Genomic DNA, 20,791 nt, shown 5'->3' with positions numbered 1-20,791 from the left:
CCGCCAAACATCCGAACGGGGCAAGAGCGTGCACGATCAGGGGCAGGCGACCGAGGTCTGACCCAGGTTGGTCATCATGCCGCAGGCCCACGACTTCTGGACCTTCCACTTGCCGTCTTCGGCCACGAACGGCACATCGACGACATTGGTCTGGCCGTTGACCGTGAAGTTGGCCTTCGCGTTGACACTGTCACCGAAGGAGGTCACCTCGGTGACCTGCACCTGGACGTTGGCGTCCGAGGCGGCCTGGGCCAAGCGGTTCGGCAGCTCGGGGTCGGCCTCGCCGCCCTGCACGAAGTCCAGTTTCTGGTCGTTGGGGACCGACGGATCCAGCGCGGTGGTGAGCTGCTCGTTGAGCTGCTCCACGGTCGGCACCGGGGGCAGGTCCGCTGCCGCCGAGGCCGGCGCCTTCGCGCTGGTGGTGGTTTTGGCGGCGGGCTTGTCACCCTTGTCGTCGCTGCACGCGCTCAGGCCGAGGGCGGCGACCACGGCCAGTCCGGCGATCGCTACACGTCCGGTCGTACGAAGCTTCAACTGCTCGTCCTTTGCGTTCGAGGTGGGAGTGATTCCATCGCGGTAGCCGAGGCTACTCCTCACGCGAGACTGGCGAGCGGATCGGCCCGTGTCAGCCCCGTGTCGTCGGCTGGAAAGGTACGCGCCGGGCCGGGACCTGTCGAGCTGGTCTCGAATCGCACGGTCACCACGCCGTAACCCGCACCCTGCACCCAGCCGTGCCCGAAGTCCGGATGACTCACGTCCATACCCGGAAACCATAGTCCCGCAGGCAGATTCGGTTGTTCCTCCGGGGGTGGTGCGGTGTCGGTGACGGTGCCGAGGTCGGCGGGCACCGCCTGATCCAGTTCGGGAAACAGCGATTCCTGGCGCACCAGCGACAATCCCCCGTAGCCGACGCCGACGAGGCGGATGGGGCCGAGCTCGGCGGGATCGATCGCGGAACGCTGCGCGGCCGCGGCCAGGGTGGTCAGGTCGGCGGTGGCGTAGGGCAGGGTGAACGACCTGGTCACGATGCCCATATCCGACTTCTTGAGTTTCAGGACCACGGTGCGGGCAGCGCGGCCGTCGCGTTCCAGCCTGCGATGCGCCGACGCGGCCATCGCGGTAACAGCGGCGCGCAGCTCGGCCATGGTGACGATGTCGCGCTCATAGGTGTTCTCGGCGCTGATCTGCTTGGCCTCGGCGCGTTCGGTGACCGGACGGTCGTCGATCCCGCGCGCGAGCCGGTGCAGCGCGGCGCCGATGCTGCCCCCGAGGGTCGATACCGCCTCCGACTCCGGCAGCGCGGCGAACGCGCCGACCGTCTCGATGCCGAGGCTGCGCAGCCTGGCCTCGGCCACCGGACCGATCCCCCACAGTGTGCGCACCGGCAGCGAGGCGAGCAGCTCGCCCTGTTCCGATGGTGAAATGACCCGCATCCCATCGGGTTTGGCGAGACCGGAGCCGATTTTGGCGAGTTGTTTCCCGGTCGCCGCGCCGATCGAGGCAGTGAGCCCGGTCTGCGCTCGAACGAGAGCGCGCAGCATCGCGCAATAGTCCTCGACCTGAGCGACACTCGCGCCCGCCAGCTCGGCCGGTTCGGCGAAGGCCTCGTCGAACGACAGCGTCTCCAGCACCGGAACACAGCTGCGCAACGCGTCGAACACCTGCGCGCTCAGCACCGAGTACAGGGCGCCACGCGGCGGCACGACCACCGCCGACACGCCGATCAGGCGCCGGGCCTGATGCATCGGCATGGCCGAGCGCGCGCCGTAGACCCGAGCCTCGTAGCTGGCCCCCGCGACGACACCGCGCTGCGTCGCCCCACCGACAAGGACCGGGCGCCCACGCAGCGTGGGTCTGGTCAATTGTTCGACCGAGGCGAAGAAGGCATCCATATCGATGTGCAGCACCCAGCGACGGGCGGTGACCGCCGCATCGGACCTGGCCGGGGCCCCGGCGGCAGGGGTGTGGGTGCTCACACCGCGCAATCTACGCCGGACCACCGACATTCCTCGAGCCAATTGCCAGCGGTCACACACCGATGACACAGCCGACTATGTGATGATCGGGGGATGAAGATCCGCAAGGCTGTCATTCCGGCGGCGGGCATCGGCTCCCGGCTGCTTCCGCTGACCAAGGCGACGCCGAAGGAGATGCTGCCGGTCGGGGACAAACCGGTCATCGAGCACACGGTGCGTGAACTGGTTGCCTCCGGGATCACCGACATCACCATCGTCGTGAGCAGCGGCAAGTCGCTGATCCAGGATCACTTCCGGCCGAATCCGGCGCTGGTCGCCCAGCTTCGCGCCGACGGCAAATCCGCCTACGCCGACGCGGTGGAGGAGGTGGGCGAGCTCTCCCGCGAGGGCCACATCACCTACCTCGACCAGCACGGCCCCTACGGCAACGGCACGCCCGTGCTCAACGCGGCGCGCCATCTCGGCGACGAACCGATGCTGGTGCTGTGGCCCGACGATGTGTTCGTCGCCGAGGTACCGCGTGCCCAGCAGCTGATCACCGCCTACGAATCCACCGGGTGCCCGGTGCTGGCGCTGCTGCCGATGTCGCCGGGTGAATCGCAGCGCTACGGCGTGCCGGTGGTGCGCGAGGATCTCGACAACGGACTGCTTCGCATCTCCGGCCTGATGGAGAAGCCCAAGCCCGAAGACGCCCCGTCGGCCTTCGCGGCGATCGGCGGGTATGTCGTGACGCCGGGCATCATCGACGAGCTGCGCATCCAGACCGAGAACTGGTACACCCACCGGACCGGCGAGGTGTATCTGACCGACGCGATCAACAACTACGCCGCCGAGCACGCGGTGTACGGCCAGGTCATCCAGGGCCGCTGGTACGACACCGGCAACCCGGCCGACTACCTGGTAGCCCAGTTCGCCTCGGCCCTTGCCCATCCCGAGTACGGCCCGCTGTTGCGCCAGCTCGTGGACTGAGCTTTCGTCGGGACCCCCAGGTGGTGCGCGGCAGGGTCACGCCGACCAGCATACTTTTGCGAACGCTCAGGCGATGAGGGTCAATGCCGCGCGAATTCCGGCGCGCACCGTGTCGCTGTCGCCGACACCTCCACTGATGGTGACGCCGTCACGGGTGAGGAGCAGGGCGCGGGCCGCATCGTCGGGGGCGCTGTGACCGCCCGCACGGAGGTGTTCGGCCATCAGTTCGCGAAACCAGGTGCGGTAGTCGTCGACGACGCGGCGCACCGGGTGTTGCGGGTCGGGGAATTCGACGGCGGCGTTGAGGAAGGGGCAGCCGCGGAAGCCGGGGCCGCAGCTGATGTCGCTGAGCGTGTCGAAGATGGTGGTGATGGTGGCGAAGCCTTCACCCGGTACCGATTCCAGCGCGTCGCGCTGGCGCGCGTATTCGCGCTGTAAATAGGCGACTACCAGGTCTTCCTTGGTCTTGAAGTGCCGGTAGAACGTGGCTTTGGCGATGTCGGCCTCGGCGATGATCCGGTCGATGCCCACCGTGTGCACCCCCTCGGCGTAGAACAACCGGGTTGCCGTGTCGAGCAGACGCTCACGAGCCGCACTCATCGCCTGACCTGCGTCCTTTCTGGGAATCAATGCCTCCCCTTGACGATACCAGACAGGTCTGTCTACTCTGGGGTTCACAAGTGAACAGACAAGTCTGTCTAGGAGGACACCATGGCACCTATCTACACCGCGGTCGCAACCTCGGTCGGCCGCGAAGGCCGTTCCTACAGCGATGACGGCGTGCTCGATCTGACGCTCGCCCACCCCAAGGCGATGGGCGGCGACGGCGCGGGCACCAACCCGGAGCAGCTCTTCGCGGCGGGCTATTCGGCCTGCTTCGCCAGCGCGCTGCAGCTGGTCGCCAAGCGGATGAAGATCGACGCCGACGACGCGTCGGTGACCGCCGAGGTCGGATTGAATCCCCTCGAGGGCGGTCGGTTCGGACTCTCGGTCGTGCTGCGCGTGGAACTTCCCGAGCACCTGCACACCGAGCACGGACAGCAACTCATCGAGACCACCCACCAGGTGTGCCCGTACTCCAACGCCACCCGGGGCAACATCCCGGTGGAACTGATTGTCGAGTAGGTCCACCATATAAGGAAGGTCCGGGCTCTGAATGCCCGGACCTTCCTCAGCTGCAAAAGAACTTAGACCTTGGCGACCGAAACCTTCACGCCGCCCGTGATCTCGGCGGCATCGGCACCCGCGTCACCGAAAGTCAGTGCGGTGGCGAGGATTTCCCCGGCGATCAGGTCGCGGTGGGTCGCAGCCCACTCCGCCCGCTCGGCCGGCACATCCAGGATCACACTGATCCGGTCGGACACCTCCAGACCCTGCGACTTGCGGGTTTCCTGCAGGTCGCGGATCAGGTCGCGGGCCCAGCCCTCGGCCTCCAGCTCCTCGGTGACCACCGAGTTCAGCACCACCAGGCCGGCATTGCCGGGCAGGGCGGCGGTGGACTCGGGCTCGGCGGCCACCAGGCGCTGGGTGTACTCCTCGGGCAGCAGGGTGATCCCGGCGGCGGTGACGACACCGTCGGCGGACTCGCTCCACTGTCCCGCCTTGACCGCCTTGATCACCGTCTGGACCTGCTTGCCGATGCGCGGACCGGCGGCGCGCGCGTTCACGACCAGCTCGAACCGGCCGTGCGCGGAGACGTCGGTGGTCAGGTCGACCTTCTTGACGTTGACCTCGTCGGCGATCAGCTCGGTGAACGGCGCGAGCCGCTCGGCATCGGCCGCGGCGATGGTGACCTCGGCCAGTGGCAGCCGCACCCGCAGGTTCTGCGCCTTGCGCAGGCTCAGCACCGTCGAGCACACGACCCGCACCTCGTCCATGGCGGCGACGAGTTCGGGATCGTGCGGCAGCTCGGTCTCGGTCGGCCAGTCGGTGAGGTGCACCGAACGCTCGCCGGTGAGCCCACGCCAGATGACCTCGGTGATCAGCGGCAGCAGCGGCGCGGCCAGTCGGGTGACCACTTCCAGCACCGTGTGCAGGGTGTCGACCGCGTCGCGGTCCTCGGACCAGAACCGCGAACGCGACCGGCGCACATACCAATTGGTGAGCGCGTCGGCGAACCCACGCAACTCGTCGGCGGCACCGGCGATGTCGTAGGTCTCCAGCGCCTCGGTGACCACGTCGCGGGTGACCGCGAGCTTCGCCAGGATGTAGCGGTCGAGCACGTTCGGCGAATCCGTGCGCCACACACCGGGCTTCGAGGCGTAGAGCTGCAGGAACGTCCACGCGTTCCACAGCGGCCGCATCGCATGGCTCACGCCCTCGCGGATGCCACGCTCGGTGACGATGAGGTTGCCGCCACGCAAGATCGGCGAGCTCATCAGGAACCAGCGCATGGCGTCGGAGCCGTCGCGGTCGAAGACCTCGTTGACGTCGGGGTAGTTACCCTTCGACTTCGACATCTTCAGGCCGTCGTCACCGAGCACGATGCCGTGCGCGGCAACGGTTTTGAACGATGGCGAGTCGAACAGCGCGGTCGAGAGCACATGCAGCGTGTAGAACCAGCCACGGGTCTGCCCGTTGTACTCGACGATGAAGTCGCCGGGGAAGTGGCTGTCGAACCACTCCTTGTTCTCGAACGGGTAGTGCACCTGGGCGTAGGGCATCGAGCCCGACTCGAACCAGCAGTCGAGCACCTCGGGCACCCGGCGCATGGTCGAGTTCCCGGTGGGGTCATCGGGATTGGGCCGGGTGAGGTCGTCGATGTGCGGGCGGTGCAGGTCGGTGGGGCGCACGCCGAAGTCGGCTTCGAGCTCGTCGAGCGATCCGTAGACGTCCACGCGCGGGTAGGCCGGGTCGTCGGAGACCCAGACCGGGATCGGGCTGCCCCAGTAGCGGTTTCGGCTGATGTTCCAGTCGCGCGCGCCTTCGAGCCACTTACCGAACTGGCCGTCGCGGATGTGCTCGGGCACCCAGCTGATCTGCTGGTTGAGCTCGACCATCCGGTCGCGGAACTTGGTGACCGCGACGAACCACGACGGCACGGCCATGTAGATCAGCGGCTGACCGGAGCGCCAGCTGTGCGGGTAGGAGTGCTCGATCGTCTCGTGCCGCAACAGCTTTCCGGCGGCCTTGAGATCCTTGATGATCACCGGGTTGGCGTCGAAGACCATCATGCCCTCGTACGGCGGCACCATCGAGGTGAACTTGCCCGCCGGATCGAGTGGCTGGACGATCTCGATGCCGTTGGCCGCGGCGACGTCCATGTCCTCTTCACCGAAAGCCGGTGCGAGGTGGACGATTCCGGTGCCGGAGTCGGTGGTGACATAGTCGGCGGTGAGCACGCGGTGCGAGTTCGGATGGCCGACGAAGAAGTCGAACGGCGGGGCGTAGGACAGGTCGGACAGGGCGGCACCGTCGTACTCGCCGAGCACCGTCGGCTCCTCGCCGAGTTCGCGGCTGTAGTGCGAAACGCGTTCGGCAGCAAGTAGATAGCGCTTGTCGTCGGCGCCGCGCACGTGCACGTAGCGCACATCGGGGTGCACCGCGATAGCGAGGTTGGACGGCAGGGTCCACGGCGTAGTGGTCCAGATCAGCGCGTTCGCGCCGTCCAGTGCGGCGAGGGGGTGCTCGGCCGGGACGCTCAGTGCCATGTCGACGGTGACCGCGGGGTCCTGACGCATCTTGTACGCGTCGTCGAGGCGGGTCTCCTGGTTCGACAGCGGCGTCTGCTCGTACCAGCTGTAGGGCAGCACGCGGAAGCCCTGGTAGATCAGACCCTTCTCGTGCAGCGACTTGAACGCCCACATGACCGACTCCATGAAGTCGAGGTCGAGGGTCTTGTAGTCGTTGTCGAAGTCGACCCAGCGGGCCTGGCGGGTGACGTAGTCGCGCCACTCACCCGTGTAGCGCAGCACCGACGACTTACAGGCGGCGTTGAACTCGGCCAGCCCCATCTCGTCGATCTGGGCCTTGTCGGTGATGCCGAGCTGTTTCTCGGCTTCGATCTCGGCGGGCAGGCCGTGGGTGTCCCAGCCGAAGCGGCGGTCGACCTTCTTGCCACGCATGGTCTGGAAGCGCGGGATCAGGTCCTTGACGTAGCCGGTCAGCAGGTGCCCGTAGTGCGGCAGGCCGTTGGCGAAGGGCGGGCCGTCGTAAAAGACGAACTCACCAGCTGCGCCTGGTTTGGCGTCTACGGGGGCCTCCGTGGTTACGCATGCTGCCGCCTCCGGGCCCGTCGCAGACGCCGGGCGGTTGTCGATGCTGGCGCGGAAGGTGTCGTCGCGAGCCCAGTAGTCGAGCACCTGGGTTTCGAGCTCCGGGAACGTCGCGCCCGAACCCGCGCCGAAGTCGACCCGGGGGTATGCGCTACCGGTAGTTGTCTCGTCCGCCATCGCGGATTGCTCCTCGTGCCGCCGCGCCGTGAGCGCGAGATGTGGGCACGGGGACGATGTCGGCGCCGGTGCGCCGTACCGCGGTACCACCCCGTTTGCTCGCGCTGCCCCTCGCCGGGAGCGGCACGAGCCTCTCGTTGTGTGAGCTGTGACGGGCTCCCCCGTTCGGTTCTACTGAGCGCTCACGCGCCGTTCTTCCGAAGGCTCCCCGGTGATGGCCGGATCAGTGCCATGTGTAGTTCGATTCTAACCGGGTGCGTCCAGTCGATATGCCGCGCCCGCTCAGTTCCGCCGGGCATGTCGGCCGGGTGGGACCGGTTCGCTCTCGGGCTTCCGGGTGGCCAGTGCGCTCACGAGCAAACTCGCGGCACCGACAACGCAGATCAGAATGCACCCCCACGCCCACACCACCGAACCGGTGGCGAGCGCTGCGACGAGCAGTCCGAAGCCGATCGCCGCAAGAACAAGCGTCAAGACGAGCATGGCGACTCCCAAGCCAACCGAGCAGCCCGACCAAACTGGGCATTCCCGAATCACGCGACGCGCTGCGCCGCGCGACTCGGGAACTAGTTTACTTGCCGCCCTTGGCGAAGGAAGCCGGAGCCAGACTGTTGGCCGAACCGTTGGTTTCGCCCGCAAACTCGCCGCCGTCGACCGGCACAGCCGACCCACGGTTCTCGAGCTCTTCCAGCTGCGATTCCAGGTAGGACTTCAGGCGCACCCGGTACTCGCGCTCGAAGGTCTTCAGCTGCTCGATGCGGCTTTCCAGCACCGTGCGCTGCTGGGTGATCGTGGCCATGATCTCGGCGTGCTGACGCTCGGCGTCGGCGGTGAGCGCCTCTGCCTTGTCCTTGGCCTGGCGGATCTGGGTGTCGGAGCGGTTCTGCGCGTCGGCCAGCATCGCGTCGGACTTCTGACGCGCGTCGGAGATCATCGCTTCCGAACGGGTGCGAGCGTCGCCGACCAGTCGCTCGGAGTTTGCTCGCGCGTTCGAGAGCAGACCCTCGGCTTCGGTCTTGGCGTCGGTGGTGAGGCGGTCGGCCATCTCCTGCGCCAGGGTGAGCACCTTCGCGGCCTGCATGTTCGCGTCCGGGCCGTTGTTCTGCACCGGTGCCGCGACGGGCATCGGGGCGGGCGGCGCGACGGGAACAGGCTGCGGAACTGGTTCTGGCACTGGGGGAGGCGCCTGCTGCACGGGCGCCTTCGCGGCGCTGACCGGGGCGGGCCCGCGGTTCTTCTTGGCGTCGGCCAGTTCGGTGTCGAGTTCGGCGACCCGCTGACGCAGGTCGGCGTTCTCCTCGATCAGGCGCGAAAGCTCCTGTTCGACGAGATCCAGGAAGGCATCGACCTCGTCCTCGTTGTAGCCGCGCTTACCGATCGGCGGTTTGCTGAACGCGACGTTGTGCACATCGGCAGGAGTCAGCGGCATCGAAGGATCCCTTCACGCGTCTTTTGGAGAACTAGCAAGCGGTCTTCTCGATTCATTGTGTCACACGGAGGTCACGGGCTGACCGAGCCTACCCACGATCGACATCAGGATGAAGACGAGGAAGAGCAGGACCATTATCGAAAGATCGAGACGAATCCCCCCGAGATTCACAGGAGGTATCAACCGCCTCAGAAGTTTCACCGGGGGGTCGGTAACGGTGAAGATCACCTCGAGGACGATCACCACCACACCGGTCGGGCGCCAGTCGCGCGCGAAACTGCGAATGAACTCGACGATCACCCGGCTGATGAGCAACAGCCAGAAGATGAAAAGCACGAGGTACAGAACCGCGAACAGGGCCACGGCTTCACTCTGCCGCAAAACCGGCAGGGTGCAAAATGGCCGCGCCGCGCAGTGCGCGGGCGGCCATCCCGGTATCGGGTGTGCGTTCCCTATTTCTGGTTGTAGAAGCCGTTTTCGGCGATGCGGCGGCGTTCTTCTGCTGATACGTCGACATCGGCGGGTGAGAGCAGGAACACCTTCGTCGCCACCTTGTCGAACGAACCGCGCAGCGCGAAAGCGAGTCCGGCCGCGAAATCGACCAGCCTTTTGGCATCGGCATTGCTCAGGTCGACCAGGTCCATGATGACCGGATTCCCTTCGCGGAACCGTTCACCGATGATCCTGGCCTCGCTGTAGTCGCGCGGACGCAGCGTGGTGATCTTGGACAAGGGACCTCCGTCCTCGAAGATCCCAGGACGCCGTGCGGGCGCGGGCTCGGGGCGCAAGCGCTCCTCCAGCCTGCGCTCCTCGGCGTCGGGATCGACCGCGAGCGCACCACGAGTGGAGCCGCGCATACCGGGTGCGACACCGCCTGCCCGGAAGGACCGGCCCGACGACGGCGCCGTTTCGATCCTGGTGGGGCGACGCGGCGTCTCATAGCGATCGTCGGCGTAGGTGTCGGCGACATAGTCGTCACGACGCGCCTGGTAGGCCGACTTGTAAGCCGGCTGGGGGAAGTCGTCGGCCTCGTCCTCGAAACGGCCGGAACCGTAACGGTCTTCGGCGTAACGGTCGTAACTGCGCGGACGGGCGCGGACAGCGCGCTCCTCGGCGCCGCGAGGGGCATGATCGTCGACGTAGTCGTCTTCGTACTCATCGAGCGGAACCATGCCGAAGTACGCCTTGAACTTATGCAGGGTACTCATCTGGTCGACCTTCCTTCGGCCCCGGTGGCGGCCGGGTGTTGAAGTTCTTGCTCAGCGCCTCTTCAGCCCAATCGTATGTGTCGAATGTGACTGATGAGGTTTCTTTGCTACGCCGAGGTTATCGGCCGGGCGCCCATCAAGGCAGTTCCGACACGCACACACGTCGAACCGTGTTCGACCGCAATCTCCAAATCACCCGACATACCTGCAGAAAGTTCGGTGGCTTCGGCGTGTTGCGCCAGCAGCGACGTGTGCAATGTCGCAAGATTCGCAAACGACACATGACTGGGGACGTCAAGGGGCGGAATCGCCATCAGACCGGCCAGATGCAGGCCGGGCGCCTTCGCTACCAGGTCGGAAAGGGCGAGCAGATCCGCCGGTGCGACACCCCCGCGTCCGGGGTCGGTGTCCAGGCTCACCTGCACCAGGACCCGCAGCGGCGCGATACGCTCGCCGGCTGCGAGTGCGTCCTGCGCGGCACGGTCGAGAGCGTTTGCCAGACGTTCGCTGTCGACCGAGGCGACGGTGTGCGCCCACCGCGCTACCGCGCGCGCCTTGTTGCGTTGTAAACGGCCGATCATGTGCCATTCGACGTCGTCGTAGGCGAGCTGATCGACCTTCGCGGAGGCTTCCTGTTCGCGGGACTCGCCGAATTCGCGTCGGCCGAGGGCGTGCAGGATGGCGACATCGGTGGCGGGGAAGAACTTCGTCACCGGGAGCAGGCGCACCGAACCCACGGGGCGTCCAGCGGAGGCGACGGCGGCGTCGATGCGGGCGAGTAGGCCGTCGAGCCGAGCCGAGAGTTCTCCGGTGCGGGCTGTCGCCGAGGTCATCGGAGTGCTCCGCTGGTCGCGCGGGCGCTGCCCGTGGGGGTTTCCGTCGTCATGCGGCGGGGTCCATCCAGATCACGCCGGCGATGCGGCCGGTGGGTGCGCCGCGGCGGTGGCTGAACAGGGTTTTGTCCTCGATGGTGCAGCGGGGGTCAACGGCGATTCCTGCTACGCCCGCCTCGGTGAGCTGTCGGCGGATGCCCGCCCGCAAGTCGAGACCGGGGGTCTTGCGGACGGTGGTGGTCGCGCTGCCGGGTAGGTGGGCTTCCACGTCGGCGCGCATGGCGGCCGGTACTTCGTACTGGCGACCCGAGGCGGCGGGGCCGAGGAAGGCACCGATGCGGTCGATGCGGGCCCCTGCCGAGACCATCGCGTCGAGAACTCGCGCCACGATGCCGATCCGGGCGCCGATGCGGCCCGCGTGGACGGCGGCGATGACGCCCGCCTCGTCATCGGAGAGCAGGATCGGCACGCAGTCGGCGGTGAGCACCACCAGCGCCAGTCCCGGCACGGTCGTGACCAGCGCGTCGGTCACCGGTACCGGTTCGGCGCGCGGCCCGTCGACGATCTCGACGGTGCGCCCGTGCACCTGCTCCATCCACACCAGCCGGTCGGGAGCGAGGCCGATGCCCTCTGCCAGCCGGATCCTGTTGCGGCGCACAGCTTCCGGATCGTCTCCGACGTGGTCACCCAGGTTGAACGAGTCGTAGGGCGCGGCGGAGAAGCCACCGGCGCGGGTGGTGGTCACCCGGCGAACGGTCACGGTTGGCGGTGCGGAAGTCATAGTTCGAGCGTAGTGCGGTCACGGAATCGTGCGGTCACCGCGCAGGGTGACGTCGGCAACCCCGGTGCGAACAGTCACAGGGCGACGGGCGGCCGAGACGGCCTCGTTGGATAACGCGATAGCGCCCGAACTCGAGGGGAGTTCGGGCGCTATCGCGCAGGCGAATGCCTATCGGCGCATGAAGTCCGGGACGTTGATCTCGTCGTCATCGTCGCCTTCGCGAACTTCCGGGTTGTTGACGCGGTTCATGGCCGCCTCGGTGACCCGCTGACGCTCCGACTCCCGGTACCGCTCGGTATCGCGGTAGTTCGGCGCCGCCGCCCGGCCACCGGACACCCCGGCCGTGGCGGGCTCGATGGGACGCGACGGCGCCTCGGACGTGCGTCCCTGGCCGATCTCGCCCGCGCGGCCGGAACCGATCGGGTTGGCCCCGGTCCGGCTCGTCGTGGCCGCACTGGACTCGGTATTGCGCCGCGACGGGCCGCCACCGTCGAAACCCGCGGCGATGACGGTGACGCGCACCTCGTCGCCGAGCGAATCGTCGATGACCGTACCGAAGATGATGTTGGCCTCGATGTGGGCCGCCTCCTGCACCAGCGAAGCCGCCTCGTTGATCTCGAACAGTCCGAGATCGGAACCGCCCGCGATCGAGAGCAGCACGCCGTGCGCGCCGTCCATGGAGGCCTCGAGCAGCGGCGAGTTGATCGCCGTCTCAGCCGCCTTCACCGAACGACCCTCGCCACGCGCCGAGCCGATGCCCATGAGTGCCGATCCGGCACCCGACATCACGCTCTTGACGTCGGCGAAGTCGACGTTGATCAAACCGGGGGTGGTGATCAGGTCGGTAATACCCTGAACACCGTTGAGCAGCACCTCATCCGCGGAGCGGAAGGCGTCCATCAGACTCACCGCCGCGTCGCCCAGCTGCAGTAGCCGGTCGTTCGGAATGACGATGAGGGTGTCACACGACTCGCGAAGCAGGTTGATCCCTACTTCGGCCTGGTTCCCGCGCCGCTTGCCCTCGAAAGAGAACGGCCGGGTGACGACCCCTATAGTCAGGGCCCCCAACTTACGGGCGATGCTGGCGACGACGGGAGCGCCACCGGTACCGGTGCCACCACCCTCGCCTGCCGTGACGAAGACCATGTCGGCGCCCTTGAGCACCTCTTCGATCTCGTCCTTGTGGTCCTCGGCGGCCTTGCGACCGACTTCCGGATCAGCTCCGGCTCCGAGTCCGCGGGTGAGTTCGCGGCCGACATCGAGTTTGACGTCGGCATCGCTCATCAACAGGGCTTGCGCGTCGGTATTGACCGCGATGAACTCGACTCCCTTGAGTCCCTGTTCGATCATTCGGTTGACGGCGTTCACGCCGCCGCCGCCGATACCGACGACCTTGATCACTGCAAGGTAGTTGTGCGGGGGCGTCATGGGCTCTCGCCTTCCTTCGATCTTAAACCCTCAACCTCAACCATAGGGTTGGCGTTATGTCAAGTATCCGACTGCTGCGGAACGCTATTCGCAGCCACTGCGATCCCGGCGCAGGCGCGCCGTGATGAGAGCCAGAATCTTGTGCCACAAAGAATGTCGCTCACTTTACCGTGACCAGATTCGGACTCGAAACGTCGAACACGGTCCCCTCACGGGTCAGTAGCGGCAACACGACGGCAGCTTTGCGCTCGCCGTCGCCCGTGCTGCCCCACACTACCTGCCTGCCATCGCGCAGGTTCAGCGAGACGTCCGAAATCGACCGTGCGACAACCTCACCCACCTGTACCGACAAGGCGGGCGGCAGGGTGACCAGCACATCCACCGCTGCCCTGGCCGCCGCGGGCCCGGTGAACGTGCCCTCGGTGAGCAGTTTCGGCACCCCGATGGGCAGTTCGGGCTCGATCGCGAATTCGACGCTCTCGGCGTCGATCAGGTGGGCGCCGTCCGGGGCCTCGAAGTACACCACCGGTGTTCGCTCCACGACGGTGACCAGCACTGTCGAGGGGAATTTACGCTGCACCCGGACCGAGCGAACCTTCGGGATCGCGGCCACGCGCTGGGCGATCGCGGTGGTATCGATCCGTAACATAGAACGGCCGTCCGGAATTTCGAGCCGCCCGCGCACATCGGTCTCCGGCACCGCCGACAGGCCGTCGATCCGCACGGTGCGCACCGACAGCGCCGGGGTGAACCAGGCCGCTGCCACCAGCAGGCTCACCACGACCACCCCGACCATCGTCCAGAGGCGGTAGCCGTGCCACCCGCGCGCGGCGGGCATCGGCAATCTCACCGGCCGCCCTGCTGCGGCCTGGCCCGCAGGCCGTCGAGGATCTGGCTGCCGAGCATGGTGACATCGCCTGCGCCCATGGTGATCACCACGTCACCGTCGCGGGCGAGCCCGGCGACCTGCCTGCCCACCTTGGACATATCCGGCTGGTAATGCACGGGTTTGGTCACCGACTGGGCTACCAGCGCGCCGTTGACGCCGGGCAGCGGGTCCTCCCTGGCGCCGTAGACGTCGAGCACGACCACCTCGTCGGCCAGGCTCAGCGCGGTGCCGAACTCGACGGCGAACGTGGCGGTGCGGCTGTACAGATGCGGCTGGAACACCACGATCACCTGGCCGCGCCGGGTGCGGGCGCCATCGCGCGCCTCCTGGGCGACGAGCTGCGCGGCGGCCTCGAGCACGGCGCGGACCTCGGTGGGGTGATGGGCGTAATCGTCGAAGACGCGCACACCGTTTTCCCGGCCGGTGAACTGGAACCGGCGATGCACGCCGCCGAATCCCTCCAGGCCCTGCACGATCTCGTCGATATCGGCGCCGGTGGCGCGGGCGGCCAGCAGCGCCGCCAGCGCGTTGAGCGCCATGTGCCTGCCCGGAACCGACAGCCGCAACGAACGCGCCGTGGTTTCGCCGTCGAGCAGGAACTCGACGATGCCGCCGACATCACGCGGTTGCCAGTCGAGCAGCCGCGCGCCGACGGGCACGGGGGCATCGGTGAGATCGCCCGATCCGTAACCGAGGACCGCGATCCCGCGCTCGGACATGCGCGGTGCGACCCGCTGGGCCAGCGCGAGCGAACCGGGATCGTCGAGGCACACCACCAGCAGACCGCCGGGGGCGAGCCGGTCGGCGAAGTCGTCGAAGACCTGGATGTAGGCCTCGTCGGTGCCGAAATAGTCGAGGTGGTCGGATTCGATATTGGTGACCACGGCGACGTCGGGATCATATTGCAGCAGTGAGCCATCGGACTCGTCGGCCTCGGCGACGAAGATGTCACCGCTGCCGTGATGGGCGTTGGTGCCCGCCTCGTTGAGCTCGCCGCCGACCGCGAACGACGGATCGGCGCCGCAGTGCTGCAGCGTGACGATCAGCATCGAGGTGGTCGAGGTCTTGCCGTGGGTGCCCGAGACCAGCAGGGTCTTGTGCCCGCGCATCAGCGCGGCGAGCACGGTCGGGCGCATCAGCACGGGGATATCGCGCCGATTCGCCTCGACCAGTTCCGGATTGGTCTTCGGGATGGCCGCGTAGGTGGTGACGACGACCGTCGGGCCGCCGGGCAGCAGGTCGAGCGCGTCGGCGGCGTGGCCGATGCGCACCTCGGCGCCGCGGGCCCGCAGCGAGAGCACACCGCGGCTCTCGCGGGCATCGGAACCGGAGACCTTGCCGCCACGCGAAAGCAGGATGCGCGCGATACCGGACATGCCGGCGCCACCGATGCCGACCATGTGCACGCGTTCGAGTTCGGGTGGCAGGGGTGCCCCGATCGACTCCCCGATCTCGCCTGCGACCGAACCGCCGCGCGGCTGTTCCGGCTCGCTCATCGGGCGACCTCGGTGACGATCCTGGCCACCGTGTCGGCAGCGTCGCGATGGCCTGCGCCTGCGGCGGCGCGGCTCATCTGCGCGAGTCGAGCGGGGTCGAGCAGCAGCGGAATCACCTCATCGATCACGTATTTCGGGGTCAGCTCGGCATCGGCCACAATTGTGCCACCACCTTGGGTCACCACCGGTCGGGCGTTGAATTCCTGTTCGCCGTTGCCGTGCGGCAGCGGTACGTAAAAGGCGGGCAGTCCGACCGCCGACACCTCGGCCACAGTCATCGCACCGGATCGGCACACCACCGCGTCGGCGGCGGCGTAGGCCAAGTCCATCCGCGACAGGTAGGGCACCGCCCGATAAACGGCGGCTGGCGCCGCGGGTTCTCGGCCCCGAAGCCTCGATTCTTCCCTCCCTCCGGTCAGTCCAGAATCAAGGCGGCCGAGAACCGACGTATCCAGTTCGAGGGTGTTCTTGGGGCCGTGCGCGTGCAGCACCGAGATGCCTGCGGCCGCGAGTTGCGGTGCGGCACCGGAGACGGCCTCGTTGAGGCTGCGCGCACCCTGCGAACCACCGAACACCAGCAGCACCGGCCCCTCGGCGGGCAGACCGAAGTGCGCGCGAGCCTGCGCCCGCAGCGCGGGACGGTCGAGTTCGGTGATGGAGGCGCGTACCGGAATACCGACGACCTGCGCGCCCGCCAGCCCCGAGTCCGCAACGGCGGCGAGCACTTTCGCGGCGAGTTTCGCGCCGACCTTGTTGGCGATACCGGCCTTCGCGTTGGCCTCGTGCACGATCACCGGCACCTTGCGCTTGCGGCCGAACACCCCGCCACGAGCGGCGAGGTACGCCGGCAATGCGACGTAACCACCGAAGCCGATGATCACGTCGGCCTGCACGTCGTCGATCACCGCTCTGGTCGCCTTGACCGACGCGAGCACCCGGCCGGGCAGTCGCAGCAGGTCGGCGGAGGGCTTGCGCGGCAACGGCACCGGCGGGATCAGGGCAAGGGGGTACCCGCGTTCGGGCACCAGTTTCGTCTCGAGTCCACGCTCGGTGCCCAAGGCGGTCACCCGGATCGAGTCGTCGAGTCTGCGCAGCGCGTCGGCGACAGCCAGCGCGGGTTCGATGTGGCCTGCGGTTCCCCCGCCTGCGACGATCACCGACAACCCGGATCGCGGGTTACTCACCTGGATCTACCTCGTTCTCTGTCGTGTCGAATCGATCTCGCGAAAGCGTGCGTGCTCATGCGCCGCCGCCTCCGCCGGTCCGCCGTTTCACCGGGCGGTGTGGCATCGGGTAGGTCGGCTCCCACGCTCTTGTCGACCGTAGCGAACTCGTGCCGCGGCTTTCCGGCGCGCGTCGCCTGCGGTCGGCGGGCGGCTGGCGACGTGGGGCCTGACTTGGGCGTTCGGTTCGGGCACGCGGCGCGACTTTCCGTGGCGCGGGCGGGGTGTACACCTCGGGCACCGGCAGCCGCAGCAGCCTGCTGAACCTGCCGTCCTGGCCTGCCTTCAACGCCGATACCGCTTCCGGTTCGTGCCGGGCGGCGCTGGCGATGATGCCGAACATGAACAGCGTGATCGCCAGCGACGAACCACCGGCCGAGACCAACGGCAACTGCAGCCCGGTCACCGGCAGCAGCCCGACGACATAGCCGATGTTGATCAGCGCCTGCGCGGTGATCCAGGTGGTGGCGGTGGCGGTGAGCAGGCGCAGGAACGGGTCCACCGAGCGCAGCGCGATGCGGATGCCCGCGTAGACGAACAGGGCGAGCAGCGCCAGCACCAGCATGCAGCCGAGGAAGCCGAGCTCCTCACCGATGATGGCGAAGATGAAGTCGTTGTGCGAGTTGGGCAGGTAGCTCCACTTCGCGCGGCTCTGCCCGAGGCCGCGGCCCCAGATGCCACCGTCGGCGAGGGAGTACTTGGCTTGACGCGCTTGATAATTGGCGCCCTGCGGGTCGTCACCGGGGTTGAAGAACGCGCGTACCCGGTCGGAGCGGTAGCCGGCCGACAGCGCGAGCACGGAGGCGGCGACGATGCCCGTCACCATGATGCCGACGAACAACCGCACCGGCAGCCCGCCGAACCACAGCAGCGCCATCAGCACGATGCCGAGCGCGATGGTGGTCGACAGGTTCGGTTCGAGCACCACCAGCAGGCACACCAGCAGTCCGGCGGGCACCAGCGGCACCAGGATGTCCTTGAGCGCCGCTCCGCGCCGCGAGGCGAGCAGGTGCGCGCCCCACACGACCAGGGTCACCTTGACCACTTCGGACGGCTGGATCGACAGCGGCCCGATATCGAACCAGCGCCGCGCGCCACCGTGCATCGAGCCGATGCCGGGGATCAGTACCAGCATCAGCGCGAGCACCGAGATGCTGAAGATCGGAAACGACCACTGCCGCAACAGCCGCAGCGGCAGCCGCAACGCCACATAGAAGGCGATCGCCCCGAGCGCGGCGAACATGGCCTGCTGGATGAACAGCGCGTAGGCCGAACCACCACCGGCATAGGCCTCGACGCTCGACGCCGACAGCACCATCACCAGACCGAGCACGGTGAGCAGGGTCGCGATGGTGACGATCAGGTGAAACGACGCCAGCGGCCGGGCCAACCACGCACCGAAGCGCTCCCCCGCCCAATTCGGCTGCCCCGAACCGCGCCGGGTGGTAGCCGCGCTGCCCTGGCTACCGACCCGGCTGCTGTCCACGCTGCCCCGGCGCTTACCCACGCTGCCCCCTTGTGGGCGGTGACGGGTCGGCCGGGCGCGCCTTCGTCATAGCGCCCGCCCGATGTCACCGTCTTCCAGTGCCGTCACCGCATCCACGAAACAGCGTCCGCGATGGGTGTAGTCGTCGTACATATCCAGGGAAGCGGCCGCCGGCGCGAGCAGGACGGTGTCTCCGGCACGAGCCAGGCCCGCCGCGGCGCGCACCGCGCGGCCCATGACCGCCTCGGCTCGCTGGGATCTCGACGACTCCATGTCTGCATCGTCTCCCGCATCCAGCTCGATGACCGGGACTTCGGGTGCGTGTCGCGTCATCGCGGCGGCAATCACCGGCGCGTCGGCCCCGAACAGCACCGCGCCGACCAGTCGGTCACCGATCTCTTCGATCAGATCGTCGACACTGGCGCCTTTGAGCAGACCGCCCGCCACCCACACCACGTGCGGGTGCGCCATGATCGCGGCGCGCGCGGCGTGCGGGTTGGTGGCCTTGGAGTCGTCGATGAACTCGACACCGCCCAGTTCACGGACGAACGCGGTGCGGTGCGGGCCCACCTTGTGCTCGGCGAGGCCCTCCTTGACGAACTGGGGTGCCACATCGATGGCCCTGGTCAGGGCGGACGCGGCCAGTGCGTCGGCGATGCCAGCGGGTCCCGGCGGGCTGATGTCGCTGGTCTCGGCGAGGATCGCGGCCTTGGTGAAGGCGCGGTCGAGGAGCTTGCCGTCGACCACACCCAGCTCACCGTCGGCGGGGACACCGATGCGGAAGCCGACCGTGCGGCGGGCCTTGGCTTTGCGGGCCAGTGCGCCCGCGACCGGATCGTCGAGGCCGACCACGCCGACCCGACCGGTCAGCGCACGCGCCTTCGCGGCGGCGTAGGCATCGAGGCCGCCGTGCCAATCCAGGTGATCCTCGGCGACATTGAGCACGACACCGGCTTCGGGCCGCACCGATGGTGCCCAGTGCAGCTGGAACGAGGACAGCTCGACGGCGAGGACCTGCGGACCGGGGTTGCGGCGCAGGGCGTCCAGGATCGGCAGGCCGATATTGCCGCAGGCCACGCTGGAGATGCCGGCGGCTCGCAGGATCGAATGCGTCATCTGGGTGGTGGTGGTCTTGCCGTTGGTGCCGGTGATCACCAGCCACTTGCGGACCGGCCCGTAGATGCGGGCCTGATCGACCCACCAGGCGAATTCGACGTCACCCCAGACGGGCACGCCCTCGGTGACCGCGGAGACCAGCACCGGCGAGTCCGGTCGCCAGCCGGGGCTGGTGATCACCAGCGCGAACCGGCTCAGGTCGGCGCTTTCGAGTTCGACGCTGGTGGCGACCTCGAGGCCGAGTTCGGCGGCCTCGGCGAGTGCCTTCGCGCCGTTGTCGGTGACAACGGGGTGGGCGCCGATATCGCGCAGCGGTTCGATCAGCGAGCGCCCGGAGACGCCCCAACCGGCGACGAGAACATCGCGGCCACGCAGGAATTCGAGCATCGGGCCCGGGGAACGCAGGGCGCGGGGAGAGTGTTCGACCATGTCTCTACTCACCCGACCTGTGACAGATATTCGCTATAGAACAGGCCGAGGCCCACCGCGGCGGAGATGCCCGCCAAAATCCAGAACCGGATGATCACCGTGGTTTCGGCCCACTTACTCAACTCGAAGTGATGGTGGAACGGCGCCATCTTGAACAACCGATTGCGCGTGGTGCGATACACCGCCACCTGCAGCATCACCGATGCCGCCTCGGCGACGAACAGCGCGCCGATCACGGCCATCAGCAGCTCGGTGCGGGTGGTGATCGACAGCCCGGCGATCAGGCCGCCGAGCGCCAGCGAACCGGTGTCGCCCATGAAGATTCGCGCGGGCGCGGCATTCCACCAGAGGAAGCCGATGCACGCGGCGGCCGCGGCGGCACAGACCAGGGCCAGATCGAGCGGATCGCGCACGTCGTAGCAGCCGGGGCCGGGGCTGGTGGAGCAGGAATTGCGGTACTGCCAGAAGGTGATGATGACGTACGCGCCGAGCAGCAGGCTCATCGAACCGGCCGCGAGACCGTCGAGGCCGTCGGTCAGATTGACCGCGTTGGACCAGGCCACGACCAGGAACAGCACCCAGACGACGAAGATGATCGCGCCCATCGACACCGTGTTCCAGTCGCGCACATACGACAGATGCTTGCTGGCGGGAGTGAGCCCGTCGGGGCTGCGGAACTGCAGGGCCAGCACCGCGAAGATGACCGCCGCGGCGGTCTGCCCGATGTACTTGCCCGCGGCCGAGAGTCCGAGGTTGCGCTGCTTGCGCAGCTTGATGAAATCGTCGAGGAACCCGACGATGCCGAGCGCGGTGGTGAGCCCGAGCACGAGCAGACCCGACGCCGTCGGACCTTCCGCGTCGTAGCCGATACCGATCAGGTGCGAGCCGAGATAGCCCGCCCACATGCCGATCAGGATCGCGACACCACCCATGGTCGGGGTGCCACGCTTGGCCTGGTGACTGGCCGGGCCGTCCACCCGGATCTCCTGGCCGAAGCCCTGTTTGGCGAAGACCCTGATCAGCAACGGCGTCAACAGGATCGACACCGCCAGTGCGATCCCCGCCGCGAACAGAATTTGCCTCACGACTGCGCCTCGCTAACGCTCGGCTCCGTCGTCAGGCCTTTGGCCGCTGCGC

19 protein-coding genes are annotated in these 20,791 nt (G+C 67.7%); 2 read left to right on the top strand and 17 right to left on the bottom strand.

The features are described 5' to 3' along the window. Positions 1-36 precede the first annotated feature (36 nt). A complete protein-coding gene (locus tag ACTWPB_RS17210; RefSeq protein ID WP_446221653.1) occupies positions 37-534 on the bottom strand; it encodes a hypothetical protein in 498 nt (165 codons plus the stop codon). A 59-nt stretch (positions 535-593) separates the two neighbouring features. Continuing rightward, positions 594-1,892 (bottom strand): DNA polymerase IV, encoded by a 1,299-nt coding sequence (locus ACTWPB_RS17205; RefSeq protein ID WP_446226383.1) that lies wholly within the window; start codon positions 1,890-1,892, stop codon positions 594-596. Between the two features lie 177 nt (positions 1,893-2,069). On the opposite strand from ACTWPB_RS17205, the gene ACTWPB_RS17200 reads away from it, so the two are divergent. Further along, a complete protein-coding gene (locus tag ACTWPB_RS17200) occupies positions 2,070-2,945 on the top strand; it encodes a UTP--glucose-1-phosphate uridylyltransferase (protein ID WP_446221652.1) in 876 nt (291 codons plus the stop codon). Between the two features lie 66 nt (positions 2,946-3,011). Here the strand turns inward: ACTWPB_RS17200 and ACTWPB_RS17195 are convergent, their stop codons facing one another. Beyond that, positions 3,012-3,545, bottom strand: a complete 534-nt coding sequence (locus ACTWPB_RS17195) for a TetR/AcrR family transcriptional regulator (protein WP_446221651.1) — start codon at positions 3,543-3,545, stop codon at positions 3,012-3,014. 111 nt (positions 3,546-3,656) lie between these two features. Here ACTWPB_RS17195 and ACTWPB_RS17190 point away from each other — a divergent pair, with 111 nt between their 5' ends. Continuing rightward, positions 3,657-4,070 carry an organic hydroperoxide resistance protein gene (locus ACTWPB_RS17190; protein ID WP_446221650.1) on the top strand — a complete coding sequence of 138 codons (414 nt, stop codon included), beginning with the start codon at positions 3,657-3,659 and terminating at the stop codon, positions 4,068-4,070. Positions 4,071-4,132: 62 nt separating this feature from the next. Here the strand turns inward: ACTWPB_RS17190 and ileS are convergent, their stop codons facing one another. The 14 genes from ileS to mraY all read right to left on the bottom strand — a co-directional run bounded on the left by ileS (position 4,133) and on the right by mraY (position 20,739). After that, entirely contained in the window at positions 4,133-7,336 is a 3,204-nt protein-coding gene (gene ileS / locus ACTWPB_RS17185; RefSeq protein WP_446221649.1) for an isoleucine--tRNA ligase, read from the bottom strand. Between the two features lie 282 nt (positions 7,337-7,618). Next, the gene (locus ACTWPB_RS17180) at positions 7,619-7,819 is read right to left on the bottom strand and encodes a hypothetical protein (protein WP_067459298.1); all 201 of its coding nucleotides are present in this window, start codon (positions 7,817-7,819) and stop codon (positions 7,619-7,621) included. Positions 7,820-7,907: 88 nt separating this feature from the next. Further along, positions 7,908-8,765 (bottom strand): DivIVA-like cell division protein Wag31, encoded by an 858-nt coding sequence (gene wag31, locus ACTWPB_RS17175; protein WP_446221648.1) that lies wholly within the window; start codon positions 8,763-8,765, stop codon positions 7,908-7,910. A gap of 60 nt (positions 8,766-8,825) precedes the next feature. After that, a complete protein-coding gene (locus ACTWPB_RS17170; protein ID WP_056816435.1) occupies positions 8,826-9,128 on the bottom strand; it encodes a YggT family protein in 303 nt (100 codons plus the stop codon). A gap of 89 nt (positions 9,129-9,217) precedes the next feature. Continuing rightward, positions 9,218-9,973 (bottom strand): cell division protein SepF, encoded by a 756-nt coding sequence (locus ACTWPB_RS17165; RefSeq protein WP_446221647.1) that lies wholly within the window; start codon positions 9,971-9,973, stop codon positions 9,218-9,220. Positions 9,974-10,080: 107 nt separating this feature from the next. Then, positions 10,081-10,806 carry a YggS family pyridoxal phosphate-dependent enzyme gene (locus tag ACTWPB_RS17160; RefSeq protein ID WP_446221646.1) on the bottom strand — a complete coding sequence of 242 codons (726 nt, stop codon included), beginning with the start codon at positions 10,804-10,806 and terminating at the stop codon, positions 10,081-10,083. A 49-nt stretch (positions 10,807-10,855) separates the two neighbouring features. Further along, positions 10,856-11,587, bottom strand: coding sequence for a peptidoglycan editing factor PgeF (pgeF, locus tag ACTWPB_RS17155; protein ID WP_446221645.1), 732 nt, complete (start codon positions 11,585-11,587; stop codon positions 10,856-10,858). Positions 11,588-11,755: 168 nt separating this feature from the next. Then, a complete protein-coding gene (gene ftsZ, locus ACTWPB_RS17150) occupies positions 11,756-13,015 on the bottom strand; it encodes a cell division protein FtsZ (protein WP_446221644.1) in 1,260 nt (419 codons plus the stop codon). Between the two features lie 160 nt (positions 13,016-13,175). Then, positions 13,176-13,853, bottom strand: coding sequence for a cell division protein FtsQ/DivIB (locus tag ACTWPB_RS17145; RefSeq protein WP_446226382.1), 678 nt, complete (start codon positions 13,851-13,853; stop codon positions 13,176-13,178). 8 nt (positions 13,854-13,861) lie between these two features. Continuing rightward, positions 13,862-15,304, bottom strand: coding sequence for a UDP-N-acetylmuramate--L-alanine ligase (murC, locus tag ACTWPB_RS17140; RefSeq protein ID WP_446226381.1), 1,443 nt, complete (start codon positions 15,302-15,304; stop codon positions 13,862-13,864). A gap of 92 nt (positions 15,305-15,396) precedes the next feature. After that, positions 15,397-16,584 carry an undecaprenyldiphospho-muramoylpentapeptide beta-N-acetylglucosaminyltransferase gene (gene murG, locus ACTWPB_RS17135; RefSeq protein ID WP_446221643.1) on the bottom strand — a complete coding sequence of 396 codons (1,188 nt, stop codon included), beginning with the start codon at positions 16,582-16,584 and terminating at the stop codon, positions 15,397-15,399. Positions 16,585-16,639: 55 nt separating this feature from the next. Next, entirely contained in the window at positions 16,640-18,130 is a 1,491-nt protein-coding gene (gene ftsW, locus ACTWPB_RS17130) for a putative lipid II flippase FtsW (RefSeq protein ID WP_446221642.1), read from the bottom strand. A 45-nt stretch (positions 18,131-18,175) separates the two neighbouring features. Then, a complete protein-coding gene (gene murD / locus ACTWPB_RS17125; RefSeq protein ID WP_446226380.1) occupies positions 18,176-19,612 on the bottom strand; it encodes a UDP-N-acetylmuramoyl-L-alanine--D-glutamate ligase in 1,437 nt (478 codons plus the stop codon). 50 nt (positions 19,613-19,662) lie between these two features. Beyond that, the gene (gene mraY / locus ACTWPB_RS17120) at positions 19,663-20,739 is read right to left on the bottom strand and encodes a phospho-N-acetylmuramoyl-pentapeptide-transferase (protein WP_446221641.1); all 1,077 of its coding nucleotides are present in this window, start codon (positions 20,737-20,739) and stop codon (positions 19,663-19,665) included. Positions 20,740-20,791: the final 52 nt, after the last annotated feature.

The sequence above is a fragment of the Nocardia sp. IBHARD005 genome (assembly GCF_052814245.1).
This window is presented reverse-complemented; position numbering and strand designations above follow the sequence as displayed.

Bases quoted from the DNA above. Each gene is read 5' to 3' on its own strand.
- ACTWPB_RS17180 (WP_067459298.1), bottom strand. From the start codon at position 7,819: ATGCTCGTCTTGACGCTTGTTCTTGCGGCGATCGGCTTCGGACTGCTC.
- ileS (WP_446221649.1), bottom strand. From the start codon at position 7,336: ATGGCGGACGAGACAACTACCGGTAGCGCATACCCCCGGGTCGACTTC.
- ACTWPB_RS17145 (WP_446226382.1), bottom strand. From the start codon at position 13,853: ATGCCCGCCGCGCGCGGGTGGCACGGCTACCGCCTCTGGACGATGGTC.
- ACTWPB_RS17195 (WP_446221651.1), bottom strand. From the start codon at position 3,545: ATGAGTGCGGCTCGTGAGCGTCTGCTCGACACGGCAACCCGGTTGTTC.
- pgeF (WP_446221645.1), bottom strand. From the start codon at position 11,587: ATGACTTCCGCACCGCCAACCGTGACCGTTCGCCGGGTGACCACCACC.
- ACTWPB_RS17165 (WP_446221647.1), bottom strand. From the start codon at position 9,973: ATGAGTACCCTGCATAAGTTCAAGGCGTACTTCGGCATGGTTCCGCTC.
- murC (WP_446226381.1), bottom strand. From the start codon at position 15,304: ATGGTCGGCATCGGTGGCGCCGGCATGTCCGGTATCGCGCGCATCCTG.
- ACTWPB_RS17160 (WP_446221646.1), bottom strand. From the start codon at position 10,806: ATGACCTCGGCGACAGCCCGCACCGGAGAACTCTCGGCTCGGCTCGAC.
- ACTWPB_RS17200 (WP_446221652.1), top strand. From the start codon at position 2,070: ATGAAGATCCGCAAGGCTGTCATTCCGGCGGCGGGCATCGGCTCCCGG.
- ACTWPB_RS17205 (WP_446226383.1), bottom strand. From the start codon at position 1,892: ATGGATGCCTTCTTCGCCTCGGTCGAACAATTGACCAGACCCACGCTG.
- ftsZ (WP_446221644.1), bottom strand. From the start codon at position 13,015: ATGACGCCCCCGCACAACTACCTTGCAGTGATCAAGGTCGTCGGTATC.
- wag31 (WP_446221648.1), bottom strand. From the start codon at position 8,765: ATGCCGCTGACTCCTGCCGATGTGCACAACGTCGCGTTCAGCAAACCG.
- murD (WP_446226380.1), bottom strand. From the start codon at position 19,612: ATGCTCGAATTCCTGCGTGGCCGCGATGTTCTCGTCGCCGGTTGGGGC.
- ACTWPB_RS17190 (WP_446221650.1), top strand. From the start codon at position 3,657: ATGGCACCTATCTACACCGCGGTCGCAACCTCGGTCGGCCGCGAAGGC.